Here is a 22,190-nt window from a genome sequence, read left to right on the forward strand (position 1 = left end):
AGGATGTCGCCGAGTTGTCAGCGCGATGCAGTCTCGCGGGCCGGGCGGGCGTGTCCCCGGGTCGGCTCAGGATGCCGGGCCAGGCGGGGTCTTCTTCACCCGCTGTGCCGGGACCTCGGCGACCGGCCGACCGCTGCGCGACTGACCGGGGAGGGGGCGCGAGCGGCGGCCGTAGATGAGCTCCGACGAATCCAACAACCACGGCACGAGGGTGATGGACACACCGTGCACCAGCATCAGCTGCTGGGCGAGACGGCGCGAGCGGCGATTGTGCAGGATCGACTCCCACCAGTGGCCCACGATGAACTGCGGCAGATAGACCGTGACGACGGCCGAGCCGTTGTTCTCGCGGTACTTCTTGATGAACGTCGACACCGGCGAGCTGTAGGTGCGGTACGGCGAGTCGATGATCACCAGGGGCAGGGGCATGTCGTGCTCGGCCCACTCCCTCTGCAGCCGGGCGGCGTCCTCGTCGGTGATGGCGACGTGCACCGCGAGGGTCTTGTCGTGGTTGGCGGCCAGGGCGTAGTCGATCGCCTTCATCACGGGCTTCTGCAGCCGGTTCACCAGCACGATCGCCACGTCGCCGGACGAGCCGAAGTGCACGTCGTCGTCCATGCGGATCTCGTGCTCGACGTCGCGGTAGTAGCGGTTCACTCCGATCATCAGCACGGCGAGGATGGGGATGGCGATGAACACCAACCAGGCCCCGTGCGTGAACTTGGTGACCGTCACGATCAGCAGCACGAGCACGGTCATCCCGGCGCCGACGGAGTTGATCCACAGGCCCGAGATCGCCGAGCGGCGTTCGATCGCCGCCGACTGCTGCTTCGCCGCCTCGGGGGGCAGGTCCTTCAACCCCCGCAGCACGCGGCGCCAGTGCCGGACCATGCCGATCTGACCGAGCGAGAACGACACGAACACGCCGATGATGTAGAGCTGGATCAGCGTCGTGAGGTTGGCCTGGTACACGATCAGCACGCCGATGGCGACGATGCCCAGGATGATCATGCCGTTGGAGTAGACCAGGCGGTCTCCGCGGGTGTTGAGCGCCTTGGGCGCGTAGCCGTCGCGCGCGAGCACCGAGCCCAGCAGCGGGAAGCCGTTGAACGCCGTGTTGGCGGCCAGCAGCAGCACGCACGCGGTGGCGGCCTGGATGATGAAGAACGGGATGCTGCCCATGCCGAACGTGGCCGCGGCGACCTGGGCCATGAGGCTCGGCTGGGGGTTGTTGACGCAGTCGAATCCGATGAGGTTGCAGGGGTTCTCGGCGTACCGCACCCCCGCGATCAGCGCGAGCGCGGTGAGGCCGGCGAACAGCATGATGGCGATGCCGCCCATCATGGTGAGCGTGGTCTGGGCGTTGCGGATCTTCGGCATCCGGAACGCGGGGACGCCGTTGGACACCGCCTCCACGCCCGTGAGGGCGGAGCAGCCGCTCGAGAAGGCGCGCAGGATCAGCAGGATCAACGCGGCCTGGGTGAGCGACTCGGCCTGGACGCCATAGTCGGCGCTCGAGGCGTGGGGGGCGTCGCCGGCGACGGCCCGGCCGAGGCCCACCACGATCATCAGGGCCACGGAGCCGATGAAGATGTAGGTCGGGACGGCGAAGACGCTGGACGCTTCGCGCACGCCGCGCAGGTTCACGATCACGATGAGGATGACGAAGCCGACGGCGATCTCGACGCGGAACGGGTTGAGGGCGGGCAGCGCCGAGATGATGTTGTCGACTCCGGATGCCACCGACACGGCGACCGTGAGCACGTAGTCCACGAGCAGGGCGGCGGCCACCACCACGCCCGGCACCTCGCCCAGGTTCTTGCTGGCGACCTCGTAGTCGCCACCGCCCGAGGGGTAGGCCTTGATGAGCTGACGGTAGCTGAGCACCACCACGACCAGCAGGGTCACCACGGCCACCGCGACCCAGGGGCTGAGGGTCAGTAGTGCCGTCCCGCCGATCAGCAGGATCATCAGCAGCTCCTGCGGGGCGTAGGCCACCGAGGACAGGGCGTCTGAGGCGAAGATGGGCAGCGCCATCTTCTTGGGCAGGAGCTGCTCGTCGAGTTTTTCGGAGGTGAGGGGCTCGCCGATCAGGATGCGTTTCGCGATCGGCGTCTCTTCGCCGTCAACGCGACTTTCGTCAGTCACGGCGCGCGACATTACGCCCCCTGGACGCGGGGCGCAATCCGAGGTGCGCGACGTTCATCGTCCGGTCCTCCGCCCGTGCCGAACGGATGCACCGGATGCCGTCTTGCCGGCATCCCGAGCAGCCTTCACCGAGCGGTGGTCCGGGCGATGAAAGCGGTCACCGCATCAGCGCCCGCGTGATCGTCGGCGGAGACCGTCACGACCGCGTCGGCGGCGAAGACGACGAGCTGGCCGTAGGCCCCGTGCAGGCGCCACACGGCCCCCGGCCCGTCCCACCCGGCCAGAGCGTATCGACGGTACCCGTCGGTGGTGCTCCCGGTGTCGATCCAGCCCGAGTGCATGGCATCCACCGTCCCGGATGACACGAGGCGGTGGCCGTCCCAGACGCCCCGATCGCGGATGAGCAGACCGAGGCGCGCCATCTCGTCCGTCCGCAGCGCGAGCCCTTCTCCGCCGAGCACCCGCCCGAGGGGACAGCGCCGCCACGACACCTCGTCGAGACCGAGCGGCGCGAACAGGCGCGGGCGCAGGAACTCCTCGACGTCGCCGATGCGCTGCGACAGCACGTGCATCGCGGTGTACGTGCTCGCGTTGGAGTACTGGAACACGCGACCCCGCGAGGGTCGCGACAGGAACTCCTCGGCCAGGTCGGGCCAGTCGCTCATCATCGTCTCGGAGTACGGGAAGTCGACGCCGCTCGACATCGAGAGCAGGTCCCTCAGCGTCGCGTCCGAGACCGCGGGAACGAAACGGGCCACGGGCTCGTCGAGATCCGCGAGTCCTTCGTCGGCGGCCATGCCCGCGGCCAGAACGGCGACGGCCTTGGCGACGGAGTGGATCTCTTCGCGGACGTCGGGCGTCCAGCGGTGCGTCGCCTCGCTCGCGCCCGCGCGGACGTGCAGACCGTGGGCATCGAAGCCGGTCTCGTCGATGCGGGCCACGAGCTCGTCCCGCAGGGCGTCGGCGAGGGTCATGCTGTCAGGCTACGGCGCGGTGGGCAATCGACCGGCGCGCCGCTCATGCCTCAATAGGCTCGCCGAGTGGACTCCATCGTGCGCTCGGGCCTGCTGGCCGTCTTCGCGGGGGCCCTGGTGGCGGTGCTGGCCTTCGTGCCGTTCGTCGCGATCAGCTATCGCCGTCGCGGCGGACTGACGCTCTGGCGTTCGCTGCTGTGGGCGGGAGCGGCGGTGTACTTCTGGGCGATCTGGACGTACACGCTCATTCCCCTGCCCGATTCGCAGGTCTACACCTGCGCGGGCACCAACCTGCAGCCCTTCGCCTTCGTCGACGACGTCCGTGCTGCCGTCGCGGTGTCGGGGCGGTACCTGACCGACCCGGTCGTGCTGCAGGTGGCCCTGAACGTGATCCTGTTCGTTCCGCTCGGCTTCTTCCTGCGGGTGCTCGGCGGACGGGGCATCGTCGTCGCCGGCCTGGCGGGGTTCCTCGCGTCGAGCCTGATCGAGACAACGCAGCTCACCGGCGCCTGGGGCCTGTTCCCGTGCGCCTACCGCGTCTTCGACGTCGACGACCTGATAGCCAACACCGGCGGAGCGCTCCTGGGCTCGCTCATCGCCTTCACGGTGCCGGCGCGGCACCGGGGAGCGGCGGTGGCTCCGGATGCCGAAGACCCCCGTCCCGTGACCCGTCGACGCCGTCTTCTCGGCATCGTCTGCGACGTGGTGGGCATTTGGCTGGTCGGATTCGCGGTCGCGACGATGGTGCAGGCGGTGCTCGCGGTGCTGGCCGGTGACGCGATCTCGTCCGCGGCCTCGGGGCCGGCATCCGTCACCGGGACGGTCGTCTCGGTGACGCTGTGGGCGGTCGTGGTGCTGGTCACCGGGCGTTCGGTCGGCGACCTCGCCACCCGCGTGAGGTTCACCGACGGCGTCCTTCCCCGCTGGATCGCGCGGCCCCTGCGTTTCGCCACCGGTGCGGGGGCGTACGTGCTGCTCGCCGCCCTTCCGAACCCGTGGTCGCTCACGTCGCTCATGCTCGCCCTCGCCACCGCCGCGCTGTTCTTCGTCTGGCGCGACGGTCGCGGCCTCACCGGTTGGATCGGCCGGCGTCGTCTGGTCGATGATCGCGCGGGGGTGGTGAGCCCGTCCGTGGACGGTCACGACCCGCTCCGCTGACGCGCGTCTCAGAACCGGCCGTGACGGTGAGCGGCATCTGCCCCGGCGACCTGCGCGCGTGCGGTGCCGAACGCATGGCCGGGCGGTCGGCGAAACGACGTGACCGGGCACCCCGCCGACCGCTACCGTTGCGGCATGAACGAGCCGCTGTCGGCCGCGGACGCCCGCATCCTCGCGCTGGAGTCGGCCGTCGTGCGCGGGCACGCCCTCAAGCTCCTCGTGCTCGAGCCGGGGGCGGCGCTCGACCTCGACGCGCTGCGCGCGAGCGTCGCCGACAGGCTGGCCGCGTTCCCCCGCGGGCGCCAGGTCGTCGTCGACGAGCAGGGCGTCCCGTCGTGGGCGGATGCCGGTGCCCCCGACCTCGCGCACCACGTCAGGCGCCGCGCGGCGGCGGATGCGGCCGAGCTGCGCGCGGTGGTCGGTGAGCTGATGTCCGAGCCGCTCGACCGCTCGCGCCCCCTGTGGAGCATCGATCTGATCGGCCCGCTCGACGACGGACGAGAGGCCCTCGCCGTGCGCCTGCACCACGCGCTCGCCGACGGGCTGACGGCTGTGCGCTTCCTCGAGAGCGTCGTGTTCGAACCGCACGACGCGCCCGCGCACGACGTCGGCGTGCGGGACCCGCAGACGCGACCGACCCGCTGGAGCGAATGGGAGCGGATGCCGCAGACCCTGGCCCGCGAGCTCGGACACCCCGGTTCCCGGTCGCCGTTCGACCGGCCGATCACGGCACGCCGCGCCCTCGCCTTCGTCGACGTGCCGCTCGCCGAGGCCCACGCCGTCGGCGCCTCACGCGCGCAGCACGCGACCGTGAACGACGTGCTCCTCGCCGTCGTCGGGGGCGCGCTGCGCCGTCGCCTCCTCCATCACGGGCACACTCCGCGGCTCAACGCCCAGGTGCCGGTGAGCCTGCACGAGCGGGGCGAGGACGCCGCGGCATCCGGAAACCGCGACTCGTTCGTCGACCTCGACCTCCACCTGCGCGAGCCCGACGACCTGCGGCGTCTCGACCTGCTCAGCGCGCAGTCCCGCCGACGTAAGACGGGGCACGACGCCCGCTCCCTCGACGAGCTCTTCCACGCGCTCGCCGCGGCCGGACCCGTCGGGGTCGCCGCGCGGGCGCTCGCCGACGACCCGCGCGAGTTCGCCCTCGCGATCTCGAACGTGCCCGGACCCCGCGTCGCCGTCGCCGTCGCCGGACGGCGCGTCGCGCACGTCTACACGTCGTCGGAACCCGCCCCGCGCCACGCCCTGCGAGTCGCGGCGATCTCGAACGACCGCTGGCTCGGCGTGGGTTTCTGCGTCGACCCGGTCGCGGTCCCCGACGTCGAGCTGCTGGCCGACGCCGCCCACGACGCCTGGGAGGCGCTGCGGGCCGCATCGGCCTGAGCCCGGCCGCGTCGCGCGGGCGGCCCGACCTCGGCCGTGTCGCGCGGGTGCTGCGTCGTTGGGGTGCCGCGTCGCTGAGGTGCCGCGTCGCGGGGTGGCCTGACCCCGGCGGGGTCGCGGGGGTGGCCTGACTCGGCGGGGTCGCGGGGTGGTCTGACCTCGGCCGTGTCGCGTGCTCGACCACGGGCGGGGTGGGGGGCGAGCGGCGGTGCAGGGTGGCCGTGACCCGCGTGCACAACGGCGGGGATGGTGTTCGACACGCCGTCGCCGGATGCCGGGTGCCGGCGTGTCGGGGATGTCCCCTGCCGTTGTGCACGCCCGGGCCCGCCGCACGCCCCTGCCGCACGCCCCCGCCGCGCCGCGGCCCCCGCCGCCCGCGCGCCCCCGCCGCGCCGCACGCCCCCACCGCCCGCACGCCCCCGCCGCGCCGCACGCCCCCGCCGCGCCGCACGCCCCCGCCGCACGCCCCCGCCGCGCCGCACGCCCCCGCCGCACGCCCCCGCCGCGCCGCACGCCCCCACCGCCCCGCGCCCCCGCCGCGCGCCGCCCGAAACGGCCCGCGCCGCCCCGACTCGTCTCGACGGCGGAGCACCGCCGGCGAGCCCCGCCCGGACGCCGCATAGGCTGAAGGGGAAGGAGTCGCATGTCGTCGAGAGCAGGACGCGCTCAGCGCGCGGGCCGGGGTATCGCCGCGGCCGCCGTCGCGACGTTCCTGGCCACCGTCTCGCACGGGGCGGTGGACTCCCACCTCCCCTCCGCGGTCAACATCGCCGTGGCACTCTGCCTCGCCACGCCCGTGTGCGTGCTGCTGGCCGGCCGCACGATGTCGTGGTGGCGACTGTCGACCGCGGTGGTGCTGAGCCAGGCGCTGTTCCACGGCATCCTGGCCCTCGACCTGACGGCGAGCGGCGCCGCGGCCGCGTCCCATCACGGGCCGACCGTGATCGCGTGGGATGCCGTCGCCCCCGCGCACGTCGCGCACTCGCCGTGGATGTGGGTGGCGCACGCGTTCGCGGCGGCCGTGACCATCGCGGCACTGGGCCGAGGCGAACGGGCCCTGCGAGCGATCGCGGGCTTCGTCGTCGCCGTTCTGGCCGTGCTGCGACCCTTCCGTGGTCTCGGTGTGCAGACGGACGCCGTGCGCCCGGCGCCGGAGCCGCTGCTGCTGACGAGGGCGATGACGGTGTTGTCGCCGATGAGGCATCGGGGTCCGCCGCGCGCGGCGTGACACCTCGACCCCTCCTCCGCGCGTGAAGCGCCTCTCCGGCGTGCGCCCTTCCAGAAAGCAGCACCATGTCCCGCAAGACCACCCTTCGTCGTGCCCTCGTCGGCCTCACCGCCGGTGCGGCCCTCGCGATCGCCGCGCCCCTCGCGGCGTCGGCGCACGTCACCGTCAACCCCACCACCGCCACTCCCGGCAGCTACGCCACCGTCGATTTCCGGGTGCCGACCGAGTCCGAGACGGCCTCCACCGTCAAGCTCGAGGTCGACCTGCCCACCGACACCCCGCTGAGCGCGGTGCTGGTCGAGCCCGTCCCGGGCTGGACCGCCACCGTCGAGAAGGGCGCGCTGCCCGCGCCGGTCGAGGTCGAGGGCAACACCATCACGGATGCCGCGCTCAAGATCGTGTGGCAGGCCGACCCCGGGGTGGGTATCGGTCAGGATCAGTTCCAGATGTTCTCGGCCGTCCTCGGCCCCATCCCCGACACGGGCCACCTCGTGCTCCCCGCCGCCCAGACGTACTCGGACGGCGAGGTCGTGGACTGGGCGGCGACGCCCGACGAGGTCGCCGCCGACGACACCCTGGAGCCCGCACCGGTGCTCTACATCAACGACACCCCGCCGAGCGCGGAGCACAGCCACGGCGCGCACGGCACCGCGTCGGCTGCTCCCGCGATGGACGACGCCGCTGCGACGTCTTCCGCCGGTGACGACTCCTCGGGCGTGGCCCTGGGTCTGAGCATCGCGGCGCTCGTCGTCGCGGCCGGTGGCGCGGTGCTCGGCGCCCTCGCGTTCGCGCGTCGCCCGAAGCGCGGCTGAGCGTGCGTTCCCGGAACACGCTGCGTCGGGTTCTGGCCGGGGTGGTGGTCGTCGCGTCGGCGACGGCCGCCGCCCTGGGCGGGGCGGTGGCGGCATCCGCCCACGACAGCCTCGTGTCGTCGAACCCCGCGTCGGGCGACAGCGTCGCGGTGCTCGACGAGGTCACGCTCGACTTCAGCGCCAACCTGCTCGGCTACGACGGCGGCAACATCGTCATCGTGCTCGGCCCCGACGGACGCCACTACGAGAGCGACTGCGTCGGCCTCGCCGGTCCGACACTCACCCTGCCGGTCGCTCTCGGCGAGCCCGGCGACTACACCGTCGAGTGGCGCGCGGTCTCGTCCGACGGTCACCCGGTCTCGGGGGCCATCCCCTTCACCTACACGGGGGAGAGCAGATCCGGTGGCACGGATGCCTCGGTGTGCGCCAGCGCGGCAGGAGCGACCGCCGCGCCCGAGACGACGTCGGCCGCGGCGGACGGCGGCGGGCCCTCCGGCGTGACGATCGGCCTGCTCGCGGGCGGCGCGGTGATCGTCCTGCTCGGGGTGCTCGTCGTCCTCATCGTGCGGTCGCGTCCCCGCGAGGAGTGACCCCGGTCGGGTGAGGGGCCGATCGCCCATCCCGGGCCCGCCCTATCCACGGTCGGCGCTCGTCGGTCGGCGTGCCGGGATGTCCGACTCGATGTCGCCCGTCGTTCCCACGTAGAGAGCGAGCTCACGCGTTCGAGCGGTCGTGGAGGCCGTTGGGGCGGCCCCTCACTCGTCCACGCTGCGATCGTCCGGGTCGGACGCCTCGTTCCGCAGGCGGCCGATGCCGATGGCGATGAGCGCCCCGCCGACCGCGATCGCGGCGACGCGCGCCCACCACGACAGGTCGGGGAAGAGCATCCCCGGGAGCGTCAACAGGAACACCGCCGCGATGAAATACCAGACCGTCGCCGACGCGGGCGGGTTCTCTTTCGCGGCCATGCCTCCACGCTATGAGCGCACGGAGCGTCGGACCTCCCTCGTGAGGCGGAGACCGGTGCGAAGCCGTTCCCGCTCGCACGACCGCAGCGCTCCCCGGTCGCCCAAATCCGCCCAGGCGACGGAGCGGATCCCGGTGTCCCCGGCGAACGGTCCGGTCGCCGTGCTCCGGGCCGCATCGGGTTGCTCGCAACGACCGCGTCGGTGAGGGCCGGCTCCACCGGCTCAGCCCGAGAGCGACGGCGATCGCGCAGCCCGAGGTCGTCGTCCCCTCGGCCGGACGGATGCCGCGGGCTAGAGGGTCGCGCCGTCGACCGCGAACGTGTCGCAGGCATCGACGCCGCCCTGCCGGCCCGTGTCGAACCAGCGTTGGCGTTGTTCGCTCGAGCCGTGGGTCCAGCTCTCGGGGTTGATCGTTCCCCCGGACTCGGCCTGGATGTGGTCGTCGCCGACGGCGGCGGCGGCCGACAGTGCGTCGGTGATCTGCTGGTCGGTGGGGGGTTCGAGGTAGGGCGTGCCGTTCCCGTCGACGGCCTCGCCCGCCGCGGCGACCCAGGCGCCCGCGAAGCAGTCGGCCTGCAGTTCGGTGCGCACGCCGTTGCTGTCCGGCCCGGTCCCGTCGTTCGGGTACTGCTGCATCACACCGATGAGGTTCTGCACGTGGTGGCCGTATTCGTGGGCGAGCACGTACAGCTGCGCGAGGGGACCCGCGGTCGTGTCGTACTGCTCGCGCAGGATGGCGAAGAACGTCGGGTCCACGTACACCGTCTCGTCGGGCGGGCAGTAGAACGGTCCGGTGGCGTTCGAGGCGGTGCCGCACGTCGTCGAGGTCGATCCGTCCACGATGATCAGTTGCGGCGGCCGGTACCCCTCGAGCCGTTCCTGCCAGAACTGGTCGATGTTCAGCGAGGCGGCGGCCAGCCGGCAGTCGTCGTCGGTGTTGGCATCCGCCCCGGTCTCGCAGCTGGCGACGCGTTCGCCCCCGCTCTGCGGAGCGGCCGGGGCACCGCCGGCGCCGAGCAGGCCGCCCAGGTCGGTGCCCGTGAAGAGCGAGATGAGCAGAACGACGATGCCGCCGATGCCCACCGCACCGCCGCCCACGGCGGCCACGGTGCCTCCTCGTCGGCGGGCGGTGTTGCCGCCCACGCGGGCGTTGTCGTTGAAGGTCACAGACGCGAACGTACCCCCGCGGATGAGCGAGCGCAGGGGGCTGGACGTCGGGCGTGCGGGCTGTGCGGCAGACGGACGCGCGCTGCGCAACCCCCGGGTATCGCCCACGCGCGGGCGTACCGTCTCCCGCGAAGGGCAGCGCGGCCCCGGCGTCCGCCTTTCGAGTCGACCAACGGAGAATTGCCATGACAGTGACACGCCGTACGTTCCTCGCCGGGTCCGGGGCCCTCGCCCTCCCGCTGCTGCTCGCCGGCTGCGGTTTCGTGCAGTCCGCCCCCGCCGAGAGACGCCAGGGCACCCTGACGTTCACCACCTGGGGGACGGATGCCGAACTCGCCGGCTTCCGTGCGGCCATCGCCGCGTTCGAGGCTGCGAACGAGGGCTCGACCATCGAGCTCAACGCCGTGCCCTACGAGCAGATGTTCACCAACATCGACGCGCAGCTGCAGGCGGGCAATCCGCCCGACGTCTTCCGCGTGCCGTATTACACGTTCGGGGCGTACGCCGGACGGGGCCAGCTGCTCGACCTCAAGCCCCTGCTGTCGGCCGACCGCCAGGGCCAGTTCACCCCGCAGGCGTGGGCCGCGGTGCAGAACGGCGACGGCACGTTCGGCCTGCCGCACCACACCGACACGTCGGCGATCCTGGTCAACCTCGACCTGTTCCGCCAGGCCGGGATCGATGCGTCCGAGATCCCCACCTCGCCCGATGACGCCTGGACCTGGGACCAGCTCGACGCGCTCGGCGAGCGCCTGCGCGCCGGGCTCCCCGCCGACCGCTGGCCGTGGGCGTACAACTGGCAGGGCAACGGCGTCACCCGCTGGCTCAGCCTGCTCTTCCAGTCCGACGGAGCATTCCTGGAGTCCGATCAGAAGACCCCGGCGATCGATTCCGATGCGGCGCGTGAGGCCGTGGAGTTCTCGAGCTCGTTCTTCACCAAGAACTACGTCCCCGCCAACAACACGATCGCCTCATCCAGTTACGCGGCGGAGTCGTGGTTCTCGCAGTCGGTCGCGATGGTCTGGTCGGGGGCTTTCCAGATCCCGGATGCCGACACCACGGCCGACTTCGAATGGACGGCGACCTACGCTCCGCGAAACGTCCGCGCGGGCAGCGACTTCGGTGGCAACGCGCTCGTGGCCACCGCGAACACGCAGCAGCCCGAGCTGGCCGCGGCGTTCCTGGAGTTCGTCACCGATGCCGGGCCCATGCGCGACTTCTGCCGTGCGGCATCCCTTCTTCCCACGCGCGGTGACCTGCTGAACGACCAGCTCGAATTCGACGTGCGCCCCGAGCTCGCCCCGGTCTTCGCTGGACAGGCGGCGCTCGTGCAGCCGCAGGACGTCGCCCAGGTCGCGAGCCCGTCGATGTCGGCGATCATCCCGGTCTTGAAGGAGCAGCTCGATCTCGCCTTCACGGGCGCCCAGGATGCCGCGACCACGGTGACCAACATGCAGTCCGGTATCGGAGCGGCCACCGGTGGCTGACACCGCGGTCGTGCGACCCGGGGTCGATCAGTCCGGCAGTCGGGCGCGACCGGGGCGCTCGGGGGAGCGGATGCGCCCCCGCCGCCCGGGCGCGCGCCGCGAGGCGCTCGCGGCCTACGGGTTCATCGCTCCGAACTATCTGCTGCTGCTGGTGTTCGTGCTCGTGCCGCTGGTGGGGGCGTTCGTCGTCAGTCTGCAGCGCACCGACGGGTTCGGCGACGGCACCTTCACCGGTCTCGACAACTACGCGCGCCTCGTGGGCGACCCGCTGTTCTGGCGGGCGCTCGGCAACACCGTGCTGTTCACGCTGCTGGTGACGCCCCTGTCGATGCTGCTCGGGCTGATCGCGGCGACGCTGCTGAACACCGCGCTTCCGGCTCGGCCCCTCTGGAGGTCGCTGCTGATCCTGCCGATGGCGGTGTCCGGCGTGGCCACCGCACTGATCGGTGTGCTGGTGTTCGACCAGAACTCCGGCATCCTGAACCGCCTGTTGAGCGCCGTCGGGCTCTCACCGGTCACCTGGCAGTCCGACCCGGTGCCGGCGTTCGCGACGATCGTGCTCGCGACGGTCTGGTGGCGCACCGGGTTCAACATGCTGATCTATCTGGCGGGACTGCAGGGGATCGGCCCCGACCTCTACGAGGCCGCGACCCTGGATGGGGCGAACCGGTGGCAGCGCTTCCGCAACGTCACGATCCCGCTGCTCGGACCCACGTCGTTCTTCCTGGTGGTGCTGAACGTCATCTTCTCGTTCCAGGTGTTCGACATCGTGTTCGTGCTCACCGGCGGCGGGCCGGCGGGGGCGACCTCGGTGCTCGTGACGTATGCCTACGAGACCGGCTTCGTCACGCGGGATCAGGGGTATGCGGCCGCGATCGGCATGGTGCTCTTCGTCTTCGCTCTGGTGTTCGCCGCGGCGCAGTACCGCGCCTCCCGCACGAAGGACGTGGTCGAGTGAGCATCGATGAGCGCCTGGATGCCACGGCATCCGCGTCCCCGCTCTCCCCGCCGGCAGTGACCCCGGGTCGCCGTGCCGCGAATCGGTCGCGACGCGGGGGGATCGTCGTGCGCACGATCATCGTCGCGATCGTCGGTCTGGCCGCGGTCTCGCCGCTGTACTGGATGCTCGCGGTCGCCTTCTCGTCGCGCGCCGAGCTGCTCGGCGGTCGCGACCTGCGCCTCTGGCCGCGCGAGGTCACCGTCGAGAACTTCGAGCGCGTGTTCGCCTCGTTCCCCGTGGCGACCTGGTTCGGCAACTCGGTGGCGATCGCCGTGGTGGTCACCCTCATCTCGGTCAGCACGAGCCTGCTCGCCGGCTACGCGTTCGCACAGCTGCGTTTCCGGGGATCGACCGCGCTGTTCTTCATCGCGCTCGCCACCCTCGTGCTGCCGGTGCAGGTGATCATGGTGTCGCTGTTCCGCATCGTCACCGCGACCGGGCTCTACGGCACGTACTGGGCGGTGATCCTGCCGGTGTCGGCCTCGGCGTTCGGGCTCTTCCTCGCGCGGCAGTTCATGCTCGGCATCCCCCGTGAACTGATCGAGGCCGCACGCCTCGACGGCGCGGGCCACGTGCAGACGTTCCTGCGCGTGGTGCTGCCCCTGTCGAAGCCGCTGATCGCGGTACTGGTGTTCATGAGCCTGCTGTCGTCGTGGAACGACTTCGCCTGGCCCCTGATCGCCCTGCGCGAGAACCGGCTGTTCACCCTGCCGATCGGACTGCTCTACCTTCAGGGACAGTTCGGCAGCGACTACGGCGCGACGATGGCGTACGCGTTGCTGAACGTCGTACCGATCGCGATCGTGTTCCTGGTGTTCCAGCGGTACTTCGTGGCGGGATTCGCCCGCAGCGGCATCAAGTGACGCGGTTGAGTGTCCAAGAAACGCCGCGTCACGCGAGCATCGAGCGGCGTGTCGTGGACGCTCAACGGAGGTGTCTGCCCCTGAGGTGCGCGAAGGGGACGGATGCCGGGGGGGGGGCGTCAGGCGAGGAACTCCCGCGCCGCCACGACCAGGTTCTCGACCCCGCGATCCAGCGTGGGCTGCAGCACCGGGGCGAAGAACGGCGAGTGGTTCGTGGGGATGTCGCGTTCGATGGTGCCGCCGGCCGCGGCATCCGCGAATTTCTGCGGGTCGACTCCGCCCCAGAACCAGAACACCAGCGGTGCGCCCGACCCGCGAGCGAACCACGACACGTCCTCGCTGCCGGTGAACATGCCCGGGTCGACGACCGCGCCCTCGCCGAACGCGCGCCGGAACGCGTCGCTGAGCCGCGCGGTGGCGTCGACGTCGTTGATGGTCGGCGGCAGGGAGTGGTCGGTGGTGATCGTGGGTTCCTTCTCGGCTCCGGATGCCGTGGCCTCGGCCCGGACGATGCGTTCGACCTTGCTCATCACGCGCTCGCGCGCGGCGTCGTCGGGGTAGCGCAGGCTCAACTCGAGTCTGGCCTCGGCGGGGATGATGTTGTTCTTCAGCCCGGCGTGGATGGAGCCGACCGTGACGACGGCGACGTCGCGCGGGTCGACCTCGCGCGAGACGACGGTCTGCAGACGCATGACGGTCGCGGCCGCCATGACGACGGGGTCGATCGTGGAGTGGGGGCGCGAGCCGTGTCCACCGCGGCCGTGCAGCACGACGGTGAGGCCGTCCGAGGCCGCCATCTGCGTGCCCGGGCGCACGCCGATGACCCCGGCCGGCAGGGGGGTGACGTGCTGACCGAGCACGATGTCGGGCTTCGGGTAGCGCTCCAGCACGCCGTCGGCGATCATCGCCTGCGACCCGGCACCGTATTCCTCGGCCGGCTGGAACACGGCGACGATCGTGCCCGACCACTCGTCGGTCGTGGCGACCAGTCGTTCGAGCGCGCCGATCAGAGCGGTGACGTGCATGTCGTGGCCGCACGCGTGCATGACGGGCACGGCGTTGCCGGCCGGGTCGGTGCCGCGCGCGGTGCTGGCGTAGGCGAGTCCGGTCTGCTCCTCGACGGGCAGGCCGTCCATGTCGGCGCGCAGCCAGACGACCGGACCGTCACCGTTGCGGACGGTCGTCACCAGCCCCGTGCGTCCGACGCCCTCTTCGACCTCGAGGCCCAGCTCGGCGAGGTGGCGTGCGATGACCCCCGCGGTCCGCGTCTCCTGGAACGACAGCTCGGGGTGGGCGTGCAGGTCGGTGTACAGGCTCTCGAGGTCGACGCTCATGCGTCCGAGCCTAGTCAGCGCCGCCCCGCGCGGTCCCGGGGCCGCCGCGGTCGGTCCCGGCGCTGCCGCGGTCGGTCCCGGCGCTGCCGCGGTTCCCCCGCGCGTTTTTGTCGTGTGGGGTAGCTGGTGCGGCGAGTTTCCACGGGGGAGCGGCGGCGGTTGCGGCGCCGGGGTCGTTGCGGTTCCCCCGCGAGTTTTCGTCGCGTGGGGTGAGGGGTGCGGCGTTTTGTTGCGGGGGAGCGGGGACGGCGGAGGAGCGGCGGCGGCGGGGGAGCGGGGACGGCGGAGGAGCGGCGGCGGCGGGGCAGCGGGGACGGCGGAGGAGCGGCGGCGGCGGGGGAGCGGAGACGGCGGAGGAGCGGCGGCGGCGGGGCAGCGGGGACGGCGGAGGAGCGGCGGCGGTACCGCAACCCGCGCACCCCCGCAACCCGTCGGGTCCGGTCGGTCGCGGCGGGGAGGCTGAGCGCATGACCACCACACACTTCGACTACCTCATTGTCGGCGGCGGGATGGTCGCCGACACCGCCGCGCGCGGCATCCGCGAGATCGACGCCGACGGGTCCATCGGCATCCTGAGCGACGACGTCGACGAGCCGTACACGCGCCCCGCCCTGAGCAAGAAGCTCTGGACCGACGACGAATTCACGTGGGACAAGGTGCCGCTTGGTACCGCCGCCGACACGGGCGCCGACGTGCGCCTGCGCACGCGCGCCACCGCGATCCGCCCCGAGGCGAAAGAAGTGGATGCCGGCGGCCAGGCCTTCTCGTACGGCAAGCTGCTCATCGCCACCGGCGGCACGCCCGTGCCGCTGCCGATCGACGACCACTCGGGCGGGGCGCGCGCGCTGTCGTTCCGCACCGCCGAGGACTACCGCGCCCTGCGCGCACTGACCGACGAGGTCGATCGCATCGCGGTCGTCGGCGGCGGCTACATCGGATCCGAGCTCGCCGCCGCCCTCGTGCAGAACGGTGTCGACACGGTCCTCATCCACACGGGCAGCGTGCTGGGCGACGCGGTGTTCCCCGCGGCGCTGGCCGAGCGGTTCGAGAAGCTCTTCCGCGACGCGGGCGTCGAGATCGTCGCGGGCTCGAAGGTCGCCGGCGGACGAGCGGATGCCTCGGGCGTGCAGCTGCAGCTCGAGAACGACGACGAGGTGCGCGCCGATGCCGTCGTCAGCGGTCTGGGCATCGAGGTGGCGAGCGACCTCGCCGAGCGCGCGGGACTCACGGTGGACGACGGCGTCGTGGTCGATGCGCAGCTGCGCGCGTCGGTGGACGACGTGTACGCCGCGGGAGACGTGGCGAGCTACCCGGACCGCCTGCTCGGCCGCCGCCGGGTCGAGCACGTCGACAACGCCAACGAGCAGGGCAAGACGGCGGGGCGCAACCTCGCGGGCGCCGCCGAGGCGTACACGCACACGCCCTACTACTACTCGGCGGTGTTCGGCATCCGCTACGAAGCCGTCGGCACGCTCGACTCCTCGCTCGAGACGGTGGAGGACTGGACGGATGCCGACCACGGCGTCGTGTACTACCTCGACGACGACCGGGTGGTCGGCGTCCTGCTGTGGAACGTCGAGGACGCCCGCGACGCCGCGCGGGCGGTGCTCGCCGAGGCCGACACCCTCACCCGCGACGACCTCGTCGGGCGCATCCGTTGAGTCCCGCGCGGCCCGGGCCCGGACGCGATTCCGGGCCTGGGCCGCGCGGCGGGCGGCGGGTACCCTGGACCGACGCCGCGATCCCCGTGGCTCGCGAGCACAGGAGCCCCCATGACGTCGGCTGAACTGCGACTGTCCCTCCCCGTCGAGGCGGCGCGCGATGCCCTCACAACGGTGCTGACCGATCAGGGATTCGACGTGCGGCCGACGGCGTCGGGATCGCTCGAGGTCGAGCGGGGCAGCCACGGCGCCGCGCTCGGGGCCGGGGCGTTCGCGGGGCAGGACGTGGCCGTCCGCTTCGCCGTCCACGTCACGGCGGTCGACGAGGGCTCGCTGGCCGTCTTCGAGCAGTCGACCGTCGGAGGGGTCCGGAGGGACGCGGCCGAGACGGGTGACGTCATCACCGAGACGGCACGGCTGTCCGGCGCGCGACTCGCCCAGCAGGGCCTGCTCACCGTCGCGGCGCCCGTCGGCGTCGTCGCTCAGCCGTCGTCGGCGGCGATGGGCTTCGCGGCGAACGGTTATCCGGGATACGCCTCCACCGCCGTCGCCGAGCCTCCAATCTACGCCTCGCCGCAGCCCGCACCGGGCCGGACCAACACCCTCTCGATCGTCGCGATCGTCCTGGGGTTCCTCTTCCCGATCGGCGGTGTCGTCGCGGGGACCCTGTCGCTGGCGCAGATCAAGCGCACCGGAGAGAAAGGCCGTGGCTTCGCCCTGACCGGGATCGTCGCGGGCGCGGTGCTCACCGTCGTGGGCTTCGTCGCCGCGTTGGCGTTCGTCGTCTTCGCGGTGTTCGGCGCCGGGGCCTCGGGGTCCGACCCCTTCGGTCTGTCGCAGGACGGCGAGGTGACGATCGCGCCCGACGAGCAGGCCGCGGTCGACCCGTCGGTGCTCACGGTCGGGGCGTGCCTGGACTCGCTGCCCGGCGGGGTCATCGCTGCCGGCAACGTGGTCGACTGCGCCGCGCCCCACGCCTTCGAGATCTTCGCCGGCTTCGACGTGCCCGACGCCGCCGCGTTCCCCGGCGACCCCGCGATCGAAGAGGCCGCCTTCGCGGGCTGCGAGGCCGCGTACCCGGGGTACGTCGGGGCGTCCTACAACGATTCGACGCTCAACTACTACTTCGTCGGACCCACGGAGCAGACGTGGGCGTCGGGCGACCGCGAGATCTCGTGCCTGCTGTTCGACCCGGCGACCGAGCTCACGACGGGCTCGCTGGCCGGCTCCGGCCGCTGAGGGTCCGCGGGCCTGCGCGCACGGGGCGGCGGGCCGCAGCGGAGCGCTCGTCGCGAGCGGTGCCTCACCCCCGCGGCGGCGCCGTCGACCCGCGGTCCACCAACTCGAACGGCAGCGTCCCGCGCCCCCGGGCCGGTTCGGCGCCGTCGAGTTCGTCGAGCACTTCGGCGGCGGCGCGCTCGCCCTGGCCGCGGGCGAACTGGTCCACCGTCGTCAGGCCGAACCACCGGCCGAGCTCGTGCCCGTCGACGCCGATGACCGAGACGTCCTCGGGCACGCGCAGTCCGAGCGTCCGCGCCGCGAGGATCGCGCCGATCGCCATCTCGTCCGAGGCGGCGAACAGGGCGGTGGGCGCGTCGTCGGCGTTCAGGGCGCGCGTGGCGGCGGCCGATCCGCCCTCGATGGTGAAGTCGGCGGATTCGATCCGGGCACCGTCGATGCCCGCGGCCGCGAGGCTCTGCACGAAGCCGCGGCGGCGCAGCGCCGGCACCGACGATCCGGCATCGGCGGAACCGGCCCCGTCGTCGCCGATGTGCGTGATCCGCCGGTGGCCGAGTTCGAGCAGGTGCGAGGTCGCCAGGCGGCCGACCGCGAGATCGTCGACGGTGAGGGTGGTCAGCAGGGGGTTCGGTCCGGCGATCGCCACGATCGGCACGCCCAGGCCCCTCAGCTGCGCCGACTCGTCGGCATCCAATTCGAGGGCGATGGTGATCACCGCGTCGATGCGCTGGCGTCGCAGGTGGTCGTCGAAGACGCGGCGGCGCTCGGCGGGATCGGCGCTGACGCTGTAGAGGGTGATGTCGTAACCGCGGCGCACGAGTCCGTCCGAGATCCCCGCGAGCACCGTGCTGAAGAACCAGCGGTCCAGGAACGGAACGACCACGCCCACCGCCCGCGTGCGTCCGGTCGCCAGACTCGACGCCGACGCCGACACGACGTATCCGAGCGCGTCGGCGGCGGCGCGCACGCGATCCCGCGTCGCGGACGAGACGGGACCGCGCCCGCTCAACGCACGCGAGACCGTGGCCGTCGACACGCCCGCCCGGCGGGCGACGTCGTCGATACCGGCCACGGCCTCGTCGATTCCCGGATGCCGCGGCTCAGGCCGCCGCGATCCAGACGGTCGTGTCGGTGGGCAGGCGGTCGTCGTCGAGCGGGCCGCTGGCCACGAGCACCTCGCCCGCGGGCAGGTCGACCGCGGCGTCGCCGAGGTTGGCGATCACCAGCAGCGAGCCGTTGCGCACCGCCACGACGTCGTCGCCGTATCCGTCGAGCCACTCCAGCGCTCCCGCGCCCAGGTCGCGCGCGCGACGCTCGGCCAGCAGCGCCCGGTACATCGACAGCGTCGAGGACGGGTCGTCGATCTGCACGTCGTGGGCCAGGCCGGCCCACTCGCCGGGCTGCGGCAGCCACGAGGCGCCGGTGTCGTTGAAGCCGTACGCGGGGGCCGCCGCGGTCCAGGGCAGCGGCACGCGGCAGCCGTCGCGACCATAGCGCTCGCCGTTCGTGCGGAACCACGTGGGGTCCTGGCGCGCGTCGTCGGGCAGGTCGATGACCTCGGGCAGACCGAGCTCCTCGCCCTGGTACAGGTACGACGAGCCGGGCAGCGCCAGCATCAGCGCGGTGGCGGCGCGCGCGCGGCGCAGCCCCTTCACCGGGTCGGGCTTTCCGGGCGACTTCGGCCCGATGCCGGCACCCTGCGGGTTCTCGGCCGTCAACGCCAGGCGGGACGCGTGGCGCACGACGTCGTGGTTCGACAGCACCCAGGTGCTGGGCGCGCCGACGGCGCCGTACTCCTGCAGCGATTCCGAGATCACGTCGCGCAGGGCGGCGGCATCCCACTTCGTCTCCAGGTAGTGGAAGTTGAACGCCTGGTGCATCTCGTCGGGGCGCACCCACAGCGCCGTCTCGGCGACCGTCGGCAGCCACGCCTCGGCGCACAGCGCGCGGTCGCCGTCGTACTCCGCGAGCACCCCGTGCCACTCGCGCCACACGTCGTGCACGCCCGGCTGACCCCAGTAGGGCACGGAGTCGGCGTCGCCGCCCATCGAGCCGCCGTCGGGGTCGGGCGTGAAGTCGGGCAGGCCCTCGGCCTTGATCAGGCCGTGGGCGACGTCGACGCGGAAGCCGTCGACCCCGCGATCGAGCCAGAAGCGCAGCACGTCACGGAACTCGGCGCGCACCTCTTCGTTGGTCCAGTCGAAGTCGGGCTGGGTCTCGTCGAAGATGTGCAGGTACCACTGCCCGGGCGTGCCGTCGGCCTCGGTCACGCGTTTCCACATGCCGCCGCCGAAGACGCTCTCCCAGTTGTTGGGGGGCAGTTCGCCGTTCTCGCCCGTGCCGTCGCGGAAGATGTACCGCGCGCGCTCGGGGCTGCCGGGGGCGGCCTTGAGCGCCTGCTGGAACCACACGTGCTGGTCGCTGGAGTGGTTAGGGACGAGGTCGACGATGACCCGGATGCCGCGCTCGTGCGCACCGCTGAGCATCGCGTCGAAGTCGGCCAGGGTGCCGAAGATCGGGTCGACGTCGCGGTAGTCGGCGACGTCGTAGCCGGCGTCCTTCTGCGGCGAGGTCTGGAAGGGGCTGAGCCAGATGGCATCCACCCCCAGCTCGCGCAGGTCGTCGAGGTGCGCCGTGACGCCGGGGAGGTCGCCCAGGCCGTCGCCCGAGGCGTCGGCGAACGAGCGGGGGTAGATCTGGTAGATGACGGCGGTGCGCCACCACTCCGAGCCCGGTGCCGAGGCCAGCTCGGTGCGCGCGTCTTCCTGCGTGAAAGTCATGGGTCCACGATACTGCAAGCGCTTGCAGCAGGGTCGACGGGTGTGGCGGCGTCGGACGCGGGCACAGCGGCGGGGGCTTCCGCCGACACGCCCGTCGTGCCGGGGCGGCTGCGGCGTGTCGGCGCAATGCCCCGCCGCTGTGCCCGCCCCGGCGATCCCGTGCCGAACCGCGCGGGTTTCGGCGCGATGCCCCGCCGCTGTGCCCGCCCCGGCGATCCCGTGCCGAACCGCGCGGGTGTCGGCGCGATGCCCCGCCGCTGTGCCCGCCCCGGCGATCCCGTGCCGAACCGCGCGGGTTTCGGCGCCGCCCCCGGACGCCGGAGTCTGCGCGATTAGGCTGGGTCGGTGCCCGATGCCTCCGCCCTCGCCCGCGCCGAATCGCTCATCACGAGCATCCCGGACTATCCGAAGCCCGGGATCGTGTTCCGCGACATCACCCCGCTGCTGACGGATGCCACGGCCCTGCGCACCGTCGTCGACGCCCTCATCGAGCCCTTCGCCGGACGTTTCGACGCCGTCGCGGGAGTGGAGGCGCGCGGGTTCCTGCTCGCCGGCGCCGCGGCGATCGCTGCGAACGTGGGGCTCATGCCGATCCGCAAGGCCGGCAAACTGCCGCGCCCGGCGGCGAGCATGTCGTACGACCTCGAGTACGGCTCGGCCCGGATCGAGATGCACGACGACAACGCCGCGGGCGCGCGCGTGCTGTTGCTCGACGACGTCCTCGCCACCGGCGGCACTCTCGGGGCGGGGCGCGACCTGCTGCAGGCGGTCGGCAGCGAGGTCATCGGCATCGCGACGCTGCTCGAGATCGACGGGCTGGGCGGCCGCGAGGCGCTCGGCGGCGACCTGCACTCCGTCTTCCACATCTGACGCGGCGTCCGCGAGAGCCATGCCCGCGCAGCGCGTGCGCGAGAGCCGTGCCCGCGCAGCGTGCGAAACTCCTGAGCTCGCGGTCGAGGGCGAGCCCGTGACGGCTGTATCGGGCCCCGCCGCCCGATTCCTCAGGAGTTCGGCTCGGTCCCCGCACGACTTCTCAAGGAGTTCTGCGCGGCCCCCGCGTCTCGGCCGAGCCCGCGTCGGCCAGAATCGACGCATGACCCCGAGTCCCGGCATCCGGCATCTGCTCGCGTTCGCCGCAGAGCCCGGCGGCGGCAATCCGGCGGGAGTCGTGCTGGATGCCACGGGCCTCGACGAGCCGCGGATGCAGGCCATCGCGACCGACCTCGGCTACCCCGAGACCGCGTTCGTGACCGGGCGGGAGGGCCGCCGCGCGCGCGTGCGGTACTTCTCGCCGGGCGCCGAGGTGCCGTTCTGCGGCCACGCGACGATCGCGACCGCCGTTGCCCTGGCCGACGCGGAGGGCCCGGGGGATTTCGTCTTCGATACGGCCGCCGGTGAGATCGCCCTCGAGACCGCGCGGGACGCCGAGGGGCGCGTGACCGCGGGCTTCACCAGCGTCGACCCCGCCCAGAGCACCCTCGACCCCGACGTGGCGCGGCGGTTGCTCGGCATCCTGGATCTGTCCGAGAGCGACCTCGACGAGCGTCTGCCGCTCGCGCAGTCGTTCGCGGGCAACACGCATCCGATCGTCGCGGTGGCCTCGCGCGAGCTCTTCGACGCCGTCGGCTTCGACCCGGCGGCCCTGCGCTCGCTGATGGACGAGTGCGGATGGGCGGGCACTGTGACGGTCGTGCACGCGGAGGGCCCGGATGCCGAGGTGTTCGAGGCCCGCAACCTGTTCCCCGTCGTCGACATCACCGAAGACCCCGCGACGGGGTCGGCCGCGGCCGCGCTGGGTGCGTACCTCCGCGACCGCGTGGGGCGCGTCGCGCCCTTCGGCTTCACGGTCCGACAGGGGCGGCACATCGGGCGGCCGAGCGAACTGCGCGTGAACGTCCCGGTGAGCGGCGGGGTGCGCGTCAGCGGGACGGCGACGCCGCTCGCGCGCTGACCCCGTGCGCCGCGCCGCGAACCGGCGATCG

19 protein-coding genes are annotated in these 22,190 nt (G+C 72.5%); 12 read left to right on the forward strand and 7 right to left on the reverse strand.

Annotated elements, in window-relative coordinates; genetic code table 11:
- Positions 1 to 66: 66 nt before the first annotated feature.
- Both ACIPVB_RS03040 and ACIPVB_RS03045 read right to left on the reverse strand, forming a co-directional pair.
- Complete coding sequence (locus ACIPVB_RS03040) at positions 67 to 2,160, reverse strand: APC family permease (protein ID WP_400366852.1); 2,094 nt, start codon at positions 2,158 to 2,160, stop codon at positions 67 to 69.
- Positions 2,161 to 2,273: 113 nt separating this feature from the next.
- Positions 2,274 to 3,122, reverse strand: a complete 849-nt coding sequence (locus tag ACIPVB_RS03045) for a serine hydrolase domain-containing protein (protein ID WP_400366854.1) — start codon at positions 3,120 to 3,122, stop codon at positions 2,274 to 2,276.
- 66 nt (positions 3,123 to 3,188) lie between these two features.
- Between ACIPVB_RS03045 and ACIPVB_RS03050 the strand changes: the two genes are divergently transcribed.
- The 5 genes from ACIPVB_RS03050 (at position 3,189) to ACIPVB_RS03070 (ending at position 8,299) form a co-directional block, all read left to right on the forward strand.
- Positions 3,189 to 4,280: a VanZ family protein gene (locus ACIPVB_RS03050; RefSeq protein ID WP_400366856.1), complete on the forward strand. Its 1,092-nt coding sequence runs from the start codon at positions 3,189 to 3,191 to the stop codon at positions 4,278 to 4,280.
- A 135-nt stretch (positions 4,281 to 4,415) separates the two neighbouring features.
- The gene (locus ACIPVB_RS03055) at positions 4,416 to 5,669 is read left to right on the forward strand and encodes a wax ester/triacylglycerol synthase domain-containing protein (protein ID WP_400366857.1); all 1,254 of its coding nucleotides are present in this window, start codon (positions 4,416 to 4,418) and stop codon (positions 5,667 to 5,669) included.
- Positions 5,670 to 6,312: 643 nt separating this feature from the next.
- Complete coding sequence (locus ACIPVB_RS03060) at positions 6,313 to 6,897, forward strand: hypothetical protein (protein ID WP_400366859.1); 585 nt, start codon at positions 6,313 to 6,315, stop codon at positions 6,895 to 6,897.
- Positions 6,898 to 6,962: 65 nt separating this feature from the next.
- A complete protein-coding gene (locus ACIPVB_RS03065; protein ID WP_400366861.1) occupies positions 6,963 to 7,709 on the forward strand; it encodes a YcnI family protein in 747 nt (248 codons plus the stop codon).
- A 2-nt stretch (positions 7,710 to 7,711) separates the two neighbouring features.
- Positions 7,712 to 8,299 (forward strand): copper resistance protein CopC, encoded by a 588-nt coding sequence (locus ACIPVB_RS03070; RefSeq protein WP_400366863.1) that lies wholly within the window; start codon positions 7,712 to 7,714, stop codon positions 8,297 to 8,299.
- Positions 8,300 to 8,464: 165 nt separating this feature from the next.
- Here ACIPVB_RS03070 and ACIPVB_RS03075 read toward each other — a convergent pair whose 3' ends face one another.
- The gene (locus ACIPVB_RS03075; protein WP_400366865.1) at positions 8,465 to 8,677 is read right to left on the reverse strand and encodes a hypothetical protein; all 213 of its coding nucleotides are present in this window, start codon (positions 8,675 to 8,677) and stop codon (positions 8,465 to 8,467) included.
- Between the two features lie 291 nt (positions 8,678 to 8,968).
- On the reverse strand, positions 8,969 to 9,844 hold the full coding sequence (locus ACIPVB_RS03080; protein ID WP_400366867.1) for a neutral zinc metallopeptidase: 876 nt from the start codon (positions 9,842 to 9,844) through the stop codon (positions 8,969 to 8,971).
- 185 nt (positions 9,845 to 10,029) lie between these two features.
- On the opposite strand from ACIPVB_RS03080, the gene ACIPVB_RS03085 reads away from it, so the two are divergent.
- From ACIPVB_RS03085 to ACIPVB_RS03095, 3 genes are read left to right on the forward strand one after another with little or no spacing between them, the layout of a single operon-like run.
- The gene (locus ACIPVB_RS03085; RefSeq protein ID WP_400366869.1) at positions 10,030 to 11,331 is read left to right on the forward strand and encodes an ABC transporter substrate-binding protein; all 1,302 of its coding nucleotides are present in this window, start codon (positions 10,030 to 10,032) and stop codon (positions 11,329 to 11,331) included.
- Positions 11,324 to 12,289 (forward strand): carbohydrate ABC transporter permease, encoded by a 966-nt coding sequence (locus tag ACIPVB_RS03090; RefSeq protein ID WP_400366871.1) that lies wholly within the window; start codon positions 11,324 to 11,326, stop codon positions 12,287 to 12,289. Before ACIPVB_RS03085 ends, ACIPVB_RS03090 begins: the two co-directional genes overlap by 8 nt.
- Positions 12,286 to 13,194: a carbohydrate ABC transporter permease gene (locus ACIPVB_RS03095; RefSeq protein WP_400366872.1), complete on the forward strand. Its 909-nt coding sequence runs from the start codon at positions 12,286 to 12,288 to the stop codon at positions 13,192 to 13,194. Before ACIPVB_RS03090 ends, ACIPVB_RS03095 begins: the two co-directional genes overlap by 4 nt.
- Positions 13,195 to 13,313: 119 nt before the next feature.
- Here the strand turns inward: ACIPVB_RS03095 and ACIPVB_RS03100 are convergent, their stop codons facing one another.
- The gene (locus ACIPVB_RS03100; RefSeq protein ID WP_400366874.1) at positions 13,314 to 14,528 is read right to left on the reverse strand and encodes an amidohydrolase; all 1,215 of its coding nucleotides are present in this window, start codon (positions 14,526 to 14,528) and stop codon (positions 13,314 to 13,316) included.
- A gap of 467 nt (positions 14,529 to 14,995) precedes the next feature.
- On the opposite strand from ACIPVB_RS03100, the gene ACIPVB_RS03105 reads away from it, so the two are divergent.
- Both ACIPVB_RS03105 and ACIPVB_RS03110 read left to right on the forward strand, forming a co-directional pair.
- On the forward strand, positions 14,996 to 16,189 hold the full coding sequence (locus ACIPVB_RS03105; RefSeq protein WP_400366876.1) for an NAD(P)/FAD-dependent oxidoreductase: 1,194 nt from the start codon (positions 14,996 to 14,998) through the stop codon (positions 16,187 to 16,189).
- 111 nt (positions 16,190 to 16,300) lie between these two features.
- The gene (locus tag ACIPVB_RS03110; RefSeq protein ID WP_400366878.1) at positions 16,301 to 17,428 is read left to right on the forward strand and encodes a septum formation family protein; all 1,128 of its coding nucleotides are present in this window, start codon (positions 16,301 to 16,303) and stop codon (positions 17,426 to 17,428) included.
- Positions 17,429 to 17,492: 64 nt separating this feature from the next.
- Here ACIPVB_RS03110 and ACIPVB_RS03115 read toward each other — a convergent pair whose 3' ends face one another.
- Complete coding sequence (locus ACIPVB_RS03115) at positions 17,493 to 18,500, reverse strand: LacI family DNA-binding transcriptional regulator (protein WP_400366880.1); 1,008 nt, start codon at positions 18,498 to 18,500, stop codon at positions 17,493 to 17,495.
- 28 nt (positions 18,501 to 18,528) lie between these two features.
- Positions 18,529 to 20,208, reverse strand: coding sequence for a glycoside hydrolase family 13 protein (locus ACIPVB_RS03120; RefSeq protein ID WP_400366882.1), 1,680 nt, complete (start codon positions 20,206 to 20,208; stop codon positions 18,529 to 18,531).
- Positions 20,209 to 20,553: 345 nt separating this feature from the next.
- Between ACIPVB_RS03120 and ACIPVB_RS03125 the strand changes: the two genes are divergently transcribed.
- Positions 20,554 to 21,078 carry an adenine phosphoribosyltransferase gene (locus ACIPVB_RS03125; protein ID WP_400366884.1) on the forward strand — a complete coding sequence of 175 codons (525 nt, stop codon included), beginning with the start codon at positions 20,554 to 20,556 and terminating at the stop codon, positions 21,076 to 21,078.
- 223 nt (positions 21,079 to 21,301) lie between these two features.
- On the forward strand, positions 21,302 to 22,159 hold the full coding sequence (locus tag ACIPVB_RS03130) for a PhzF family phenazine biosynthesis protein (RefSeq protein ID WP_400366886.1): 858 nt from the start codon (positions 21,302 to 21,304) through the stop codon (positions 22,157 to 22,159).
- The last annotated feature ends 31 nt before the right edge of the window (positions 22,160 to 22,190 follow it).

Source organism: Microbacterium sp. NPDC090007, assembly GCF_044748345.1.
Taxonomy (GTDB): Bacteria; Actinomycetota; Actinomycetes; order Actinomycetales; family Microbacteriaceae; genus Microbacterium.

What these genes read in the sequence shown, in the direction of transcription:
- ACIPVB_RS03120 (WP_400366882.1), bottom strand. Translation starts at nt 20,208, where the DNA reads ATGACTTTCACGCAGGAAGACGCGCGCACCGAGCTGGCCTCGGCACCG.
- ACIPVB_RS03045 (WP_400366854.1), bottom strand. Translation starts at nt 3,122, where the DNA reads ATGACCCTCGCCGACGCCCTGCGGGACGAGCTCGTGGCCCGCATCGAC.
- ACIPVB_RS03085 (WP_400366869.1), top strand. Translation starts at nt 10,030, where the DNA reads ATGACAGTGACACGCCGTACGTTCCTCGCCGGGTCCGGGGCCCTCGCC.
- ACIPVB_RS03065 (WP_400366861.1), top strand. Translation starts at nt 6,963, where the DNA reads ATGTCCCGCAAGACCACCCTTCGTCGTGCCCTCGTCGGCCTCACCGCC.
- ACIPVB_RS03055 (WP_400366857.1), top strand. Translation starts at nt 4,416, where the DNA reads ATGAACGAGCCGCTGTCGGCCGCGGACGCCCGCATCCTCGCGCTGGAG.
- ACIPVB_RS03130 (WP_400366886.1), top strand. Translation starts at nt 21,302, where the DNA reads ATGACCCCGAGTCCCGGCATCCGGCATCTGCTCGCGTTCGCCGCAGAG.
- ACIPVB_RS03110 (WP_400366878.1), top strand. Translation starts at nt 16,301, where the DNA reads ATGACGTCGGCTGAACTGCGACTGTCCCTCCCCGTCGAGGCGGCGCGC.
- ACIPVB_RS03105 (WP_400366876.1), top strand. Translation starts at nt 14,996, where the DNA reads ATGACCACCACACACTTCGACTACCTCATTGTCGGCGGCGGGATGGTC.
- ACIPVB_RS03040 (WP_400366852.1), bottom strand. Translation starts at nt 2,160, where the DNA reads ATGTCGCGCGCCGTGACTGACGAAAGTCGCGTTGACGGCGAAGAGACG.
- ACIPVB_RS03100 (WP_400366874.1), bottom strand. Translation starts at nt 14,528, where the DNA reads ATGAGCGTCGACCTCGAGAGCCTGTACACCGACCTGCACGCCCACCCC.
- ACIPVB_RS03060 (WP_400366859.1), top strand. Translation starts at nt 6,313, where the DNA reads ATGTCGTCGAGAGCAGGACGCGCTCAGCGCGCGGGCCGGGGTATCGCC.
- ACIPVB_RS03075 (WP_400366865.1), bottom strand. Translation starts at nt 8,677, where the DNA reads ATGGCCGCGAAAGAGAACCCGCCCGCGTCGGCGACGGTCTGGTATTTC.